Source organism: Streptomyces sp. R21, from assembly GCF_041051975.1.
GTDB lineage: Bacteria > Actinomycetota > Actinomycetes > Streptomycetales > Streptomycetaceae > Streptomyces.
This window is the reverse complement of sequence record NZ_CP163436.1, coordinates 1-5,943: the sequence shown is the minus strand read 5'-3', so window position 1 is coordinate 5,943 and position 5,943 is coordinate 1. Positions and strand designations below refer to the sequence as shown.

The following is a 5,943-nucleotide window of genomic DNA, read 5'->3' as shown; positions in this document are numbered from 1 at the left end:
CCGAACTCGGCGTCACGGACGACCGGACCGATCAGGAGATCGCGGCCGACGAGGGCAAGGAGGAGCGCGAACCGCTCGCGCTCATCCCTCGGGACACCTGGTATCACCACGTCGTGCCCGTCCGGGGGCGGCGGCTCGCGCTCCTCAAGGCGGCGGAATCCGGGGGCCTCCTCGGCGTCCAGGCGCTCATTGCCGAATGGGGCCTGGTGTGGGGCCGCGATGTCCTCGACGCGCCGGTACCCACCGAGAAGGAGTGACCCCATGGCCGACGTGATCGCCCACGTGCGGAGCGCGATTCCTGAGCTGGACCACTGCACGTACTACGAACTCGACTACCAGGGCGAGGCCCTGGCCGTGGCGGTCGACTTCGGCCTACGGGGCGTGTGGGCGCTGCGGGACGGCGAGCCGTGCCGGATCGACGTACAGGCGGACCCCGCCCTTACGGCGCTGCTGATCCGGAACGGCATCCGGGTCGGATGACGGCGGCGGCCCCCCTCGGGGGGCTGCCAGAACTGGCCCCCCTCGGGGGCCGGTTCCGCCCCTGCGCGACCAACGGGAGTGCGGGGCAGAGCGCCCGTAAGCGAAGCGCACGGGCATAGCTCGCTCCCAGGAATCCGGTGGGTCGTCCGCGCTAGCGGACTGACACGCCGGATTCCTGGGCGGCACCCACGGAAGGGGGTCGGTCAAGGTGCCTGCCAAAGGGCCCCCCGGGCCCGTGGCCGGCACCTTGGGCGGCACCCGACTTTGACCCCGAAACGGGAGAAGCCCCGGAGCCTTTTGGCTCCGGGGCTTCGTCGTCGGACGGTCGGTTACGGCGTCAGGTGGAGGATCACCGCCACCACCAGGACGACCACGCCGAGCGTTACGACGGCTTCGATTCGGATGTACATCGTTCCCCTCTCCGGTGTTCACCCTGAACACCGGAGTTCAGGCTATACCGAGCGTGTCAGTCTGAACCATCCGGTTCCGGCTGAGTCCTGGCGCTGGCTGGGGCCGGTGGTCCCAGGGGGCTCCTCGCCCCCTGGACCCCCCGCCCCGCAGCACCGCCCGGCGCGATGCGGGCCGTTGGGCCTGGGGCCGTGCGCGCCGGACGGCACTCCGGCCCGCTGGCCTGGGCGCTCCGATTCGTCACGTGACGGAACTCGGGCGGCGCTGATCCGTCACGTGACGAAACGGAGCCGCACCCGACCCGCCTCCGCAACACACCCCCGGTCTCTGGGGGGGTTCCCTCCGGTCGGGCAGCGGGCGAAGCCCTAGCGCGCCGTTCGTCGGGGTGTCCAGGCTCGCCGTAGGCGACCGCGCTTGCGCGGCTTGGCCTGGATGCCCCGGCGGGCGGTGTGCTTGCCTCTGGCGCTGTCTGGGCGGAGGGAACCCCCCCAGAGACCCACCCCAGCCACCCACCCAGCCGCACCCGACCGACAAGCCCCCGCCCCTCTGGGAGCGGTTGCCGGGGGTTGGGGGCAGAGCCCCGTTTTCACCACCGACTAGCGGCAGTTGGAGACTGGGAGTTGACAAGCGTTGCCCGCATGGTCAATGCTTTACCACGTGGTCAAGGAAATCAGCCCGGCGGAAATCCGGGCAGCGGCCCTAGGGGCGCTATCGGAGCCGGGGGAGCGACGCAGGCGACTGCTCGCCGAGCTGGCCGAGGTCGAGCAGGAGCTAAGGCCCCTGATCGTGAAGGCGGTTCGGGTGGAGGTCCCACACCGACAGATCCAGGAGGTGACAGGGATTTCACGGCCGACGATCACCAAGATTGCCCGTGACTCTGAGTGATTGACCGGCCGGTCCCTCGCGCGCGTACGCGTAGGGGGCCATAGGAACCCCGGTCGGGCGGTCGGTCGATCACCCGCCGTGCACAACAAAACAAGCGAGCCGCCCCGGTGTTGGAGCACCGGAACGGCTCTAACGACGAACACGAGGAGATAGCTCGTGCACATCGCTAGTGCTCATGATCCCACTTTGGCCGTGGCCCTGGTCGACGCTCTCGGCGTCAAGGGCGTGGTCGTTCTCCTGGCCCTGGCCGCCCTGACGATCAAGTCCAAGGGGTTCCGCAAGGCGGAATGGAAGGCGTTCCGGTGGGCCTGCCGCTGGACCGTTCGCGCCGTGCGGTTCCTGGCGATCTACCGGCCCCGCAAGGTGTGGCCGACCAAGGAGGAGCGCCGCATCCTGCGGAGGCTCGCCCCGGCCCACTGGCGCGAGCACGCCGAGGGCCGAGGGCTGAACGGCACGCTCACCGGTCGAGTTCGGCTCACGGAGGCGGGCATCACGTGCTCCGTCCGGCTGGACGGAACGTGGACTGTCGCCAAGCTCAAGGCCGCCGAGGACCACATTCGGAACCTGCTCGGTTGCCGCTCCGGTCTGCGGATCGAGGTCACGACTGGGAAGCGCGGGGGCTGGGCGTCCCTGGCCCTGCGGACCCGCACGGCCGTGGACGGGGCGGACCTCAAGTGGACGCCCAAGGCTGAGGGCATCGGCCTGGACACGGTGACCGGCCGAGTCGTGACCGTGAACCCGTATCAGCGTCTGTTGGTCGCTGGTGAGTCCGGCGCGGGTAAGTCGGTGGCCCTGCGCCCGCTGTTGGCCGCCGTCGCCGCCGATCCGCTGGCCGCCCTGGTCTACATCGACGCCAAGCGCGTTGAGGGTGCCCTGTGGCGGAGCCGGGCCCGGATCGCTCGGGACGGCGCGGAGATCACGGCCGTGGCCGCCGAGCTGGCCGCCGAGATGATGGCCCGCCTTGAGGAGATGGAGACCCAGGGTCGGGCGACGTGGAAGCCGACCAAGGCCCGGCCGCGCCTGGTCGTGGTGGTGGACGAGGGGGCCGAGGTCATGACCTTGGCCAAGGCCGCAATGGAACACCTGTCGTCCGTTGCCCGGATGGGGCGGGCCGCTGAGGTTCACCTGTGGTGGTGCACCCAGAAGCCGACCCAGGGTCAGGGCGGGGGCATCGACCCGCAGATCAGTGCCCAGATGGGCGTTCAGCTCTGCCTCAAGGTCAAGACCCCCGGCGAGGCTCGCACGGTGCTCGGAGAGGACGCCACGGCCGAGGGCTGGCACGCGAACAAGCTCCCGAAGCCGGGTCACGTGCTGATCCGGGGCGAGGGTCGGGGGCCGGTGGCCGTCCGGGTCTGGCACCTGGACGACGAGCAGGTGAAGGCGCTCCCCGAGCGGGAGCCCTGGCAGGGCCAAGGCTCCGCCTCCGTCTCCCTGGTGAAGCCCAGTCAGGCGGGCGGCCCTGTACGGCCGTCTGCGGGCCCTGTGGCCCCTCCCCTGGCCGACGACACCAAGGCCGCCGTCCTGGCCGCTCTGAGGGCCGCTAACGGCCCTGTGAGCCGTGGCCAGTTGGTCACCGCTACCGGCCGAGGCAAGTCCGCCGTAGGTGACGCCCTGGCCGCCCTGGTGGCCGAGGGCCAGGCCGAGCGCACCGGAGCCGGTTCCGCCACCCGCTACACGACCGCCGAGGAGGCGACCGCATGAGCCACGAACTGACCCCGCAGGCCGCCGCCCTGGTCAAGGCCGAGGCCGCCGCCGTCGAGGCCCGGCAGGACACCCAGACGCTCGAACTGATCCGCATGGTGCTGGAGGCCCAGGCCGCCACGAACCGCGCCCAGACCGAGCAGACACAGGCCCTGGCCGCCGCCCTGATCGCTTCCCAGCAGCAGCCCCGGAAGTCGTCGGGGGATCGGGCCTGGCTCGTCCTGGCCGCCCTCGGCGGGGGCTGCCTCCTCGTCGCCCTGTTCCTCGCTGTCTCCGTGGCCGCTGTCGCGGTGGCCGTAACCGCCCCCGTCGCCGTCAAGGCCGTCCGCGAACTCCGGAAGGACTCCAAGTGAGCCAGCACATTGACCCGCAGGTGATCCGCCGGACGAACGGCGTCCTGACGGCCGGAACTTGGTTCCTGATCGTGGGCGTAGTCGCCTACTCGCTGATGACCACGACCCCCCTCGTGGCCGACCACACCGCCCCCGGCTGGGAGAAGTCGGCGTTCCTGCTCGGCCTCATGGTGGATGCGGCGTTCGTGATGGCCCTCCAGGCGGACAGCGTCCTTGCCCGCTACGGGGCGAACGAGCCCGGTCCCTGGCCCCGCCGCTTCCGGTTCTTCACCGGTGGGGCGTCCGTCTTCCTGAACATCTGGCACGCCGTGGAAGCCCGCGACTGGGTCGGCGTTGCTATCCACGTGATCGCCCCGGCGCTCCTCCTGATCGTGGCTGAGGTCGGCCCGGTCTACCGCCGGGCCATGGCTGAGGCTCTGACTCGCGCCGAGGTGGACGCCCCGGCCGCAGGTGGACAGATCGACGTACCCGCCCCGGTTTCCACCCTGGCCCCGGCTGAGGCCATGCCGCAGGTCGGACCGGTGGAGGAGTCCATTTCCACCCCCGTCGCCGAGGTGCCCGAGGTGGACGCCGAGGAGCGTCCGAAGCTCTCCGCCAAGGAAGCCCGGAAGGTGATCGAGGAAGGGTGGACGACCGGCCAGACCATCGAGGCGACCGCCCATAAGGCCACCCGTTCCACCTCGTGGGTGGGCCGGATCTACAAGGAGCTGGACGAGGAGCGCGGCCCCCGCCCGGTACGCGGACAGCTCGCCCTTGTCTGACGACACGCCGACGGCCCGCCGGTCAATTCCGGCGGGCCGCACGGGCGTTGTGAGGCAAGATCCATCCCAGACATGGCAACGGCCCAGAGCTCGCAACTCCGGGCCGTCCGCCTCCCCTCTCGACCACACCGAGACAGGAAACGTTGCTGTGACCAGCGTACGAAACGCTCCCTCCGTTCCGCCACAGCGGCCCGCCGGGCCGTCCCGCTGCTACTGCGGTGCGGAACTCGTCCAGACCCCCGGCAAGCGCCCCCGCCGCTTCTGCAATGAGGCGTGCCGTAGCGCGTCCCGCCGGAACCCCTCCGACTCCAAGCGGGCCGGTGGTGCGGCACCCTCCGGCACCAAAAACGGTCGCGGCTTTAGTACCTCCGTGGAGACTGCAACCCGCGCAGGTCAGAGCGGGTCTGGCGCGACCGGTAATGCCCCTCGTGACGCCCGGTTCGAGCGGCGGGAAAGCCACCAGGGCGTGAGCCTCGGGGAGACCTTCAAGGGCTGCGGCCGGAAGCTGTTCGCCGGGGCTGCCGTGGTCCAGGCGGGCGCGGACGGCGCGTCCTTCGCGGGGGTCGTCACCTGCGGCATGGTCCACATGTGCACCTGGTGCGCGTCCCGCATCCTGGCGGCCCGTGCCGACTACGCCCAGCAGGCGGCCGAAGCCTGGATCGCCAACGGCGGCGGCGTCGTCATGAGCGCTCACACCCTCCGCCACTACAAGCGGCAGAAGTACGGCACGCTGCGGAAGCGTGAGCGCGGCGGCCTGGTCGCCGTTCTCCATGACGGCTGGTCCGGCGGCTACGGCCACAGCTCCGGGAAGATGTGGCAGCGGGCCAAGCAGCGTCACGGCATCGTGGGCGTGCTCCGCTCGTTCGAAGACACCTGGGGCGAAGACACCGGGTGGCACGTCCACTTCCACGCGATGTGGTTCACGAAGCGTCCGCTGTCACCCGATGAGGTGGACGACATGGCCGCGACCATGTCCGCCCGTTGGGGTCACGCGGTCGTGGCGGCCGGTGGCTACCGCCCGTCTGACTCCTGCGACCGGCCCGGCTGTTCCTGCGGCGGCCGTGGTCACGGCGTCCGGGTCGATCACGTGGACGTGACGGAGGCCGGAGCGGTCGGCCGGTACCTGTTCAAGGACGGCGACAAGGCGCGGACCGAACCGATTGACGGGCTCGGCGCTGAGCTGGCGTTCGGTGTCGAGAAGACCGGCCAGCGTGCCGGACGGCTCGGCCCCTTCCAGCTCGGGGACCTGGCCGCGACCGGCGAAGCGACCGCCGTAGAGGCGTGGCAGGAACGCGAATATGGCGTCTACAACGTCCGGAAGATGTACCTGTCCAACGGCATGAAGGCGAAGCTGG

At 70.7% G+C, this 5,943-nt stretch carries 7 protein-coding genes; all 7 read left to right on the top strand.

Going from position 1 to position 5,943, the window contains the following annotated elements; genetic code table 11:
• A partial coding sequence (locus tag AB5J56_RS45005; protein WP_369243270.1) for a hypothetical protein occupies window positions 1–257 on the top strand: 257 nt, incomplete at its 5' end.
• 4 nt (window positions 258–261) lie between these two features.
• The gene (locus tag AB5J56_RS45000) at window positions 262–480 is read left to right on the top strand and encodes a hypothetical protein (protein WP_369243268.1); all 219 of its coding nucleotides are present in this window, start codon (window positions 262–264) and stop codon (window positions 478–480) included.
• 1,065 nt (window positions 481–1,545) lie between these two features.
• Window positions 1,546–1,773 (top strand): hypothetical protein, encoded by a 228-nt coding sequence (locus tag AB5J56_RS44995; RefSeq protein ID WP_369243266.1) that lies wholly within the window; start codon window positions 1,546–1,548, stop codon window positions 1,771–1,773.
• Window positions 1,774–1,959: 186 nt separating this feature from the next.
• Window positions 1,960–3,474 (top strand): cell division protein FtsK, encoded by a 1,515-nt coding sequence (locus tag AB5J56_RS44990; protein WP_369243264.1) that lies wholly within the window; start codon window positions 1,960–1,962, stop codon window positions 3,472–3,474.
• Complete coding sequence (locus AB5J56_RS44985; RefSeq protein ID WP_369243262.1) at window positions 3,471–3,827, top strand: hypothetical protein; 357 nt, start codon at window positions 3,471–3,473, stop codon at window positions 3,825–3,827. The genes AB5J56_RS44990 and AB5J56_RS44985 overlap by 4 nt, the downstream gene beginning before the upstream one ends.
• Window positions 3,824–4,588 (top strand): hypothetical protein, encoded by a 765-nt coding sequence (locus AB5J56_RS44980; protein ID WP_369243260.1) that lies wholly within the window; start codon window positions 3,824–3,826, stop codon window positions 4,586–4,588. The genes AB5J56_RS44985 and AB5J56_RS44980 overlap by 4 nt, the downstream gene beginning before the upstream one ends.
• 466 nt (window positions 4,589–5,054) lie before the next feature.
• Window positions 5,055–5,943 (top strand): hypothetical protein (locus AB5J56_RS44975; protein WP_369243258.1); only part of this gene is annotated, 889 nt, incomplete at its 3' end.

What these genes read in the sequence shown, in the direction of transcription:
- AB5J56_RS45000 (WP_369243268.1), top strand. Translation starts at nt 262, where the DNA reads ATGGCCGACGTGATCGCCCACGTGCGGAGCGCGATTCCTGAGCTGGAC.
- AB5J56_RS44985 (WP_369243262.1), top strand. Translation starts at nt 3,471, where the DNA reads ATGAGCCACGAACTGACCCCGCAGGCCGCCGCCCTGGTCAAGGCCGAG.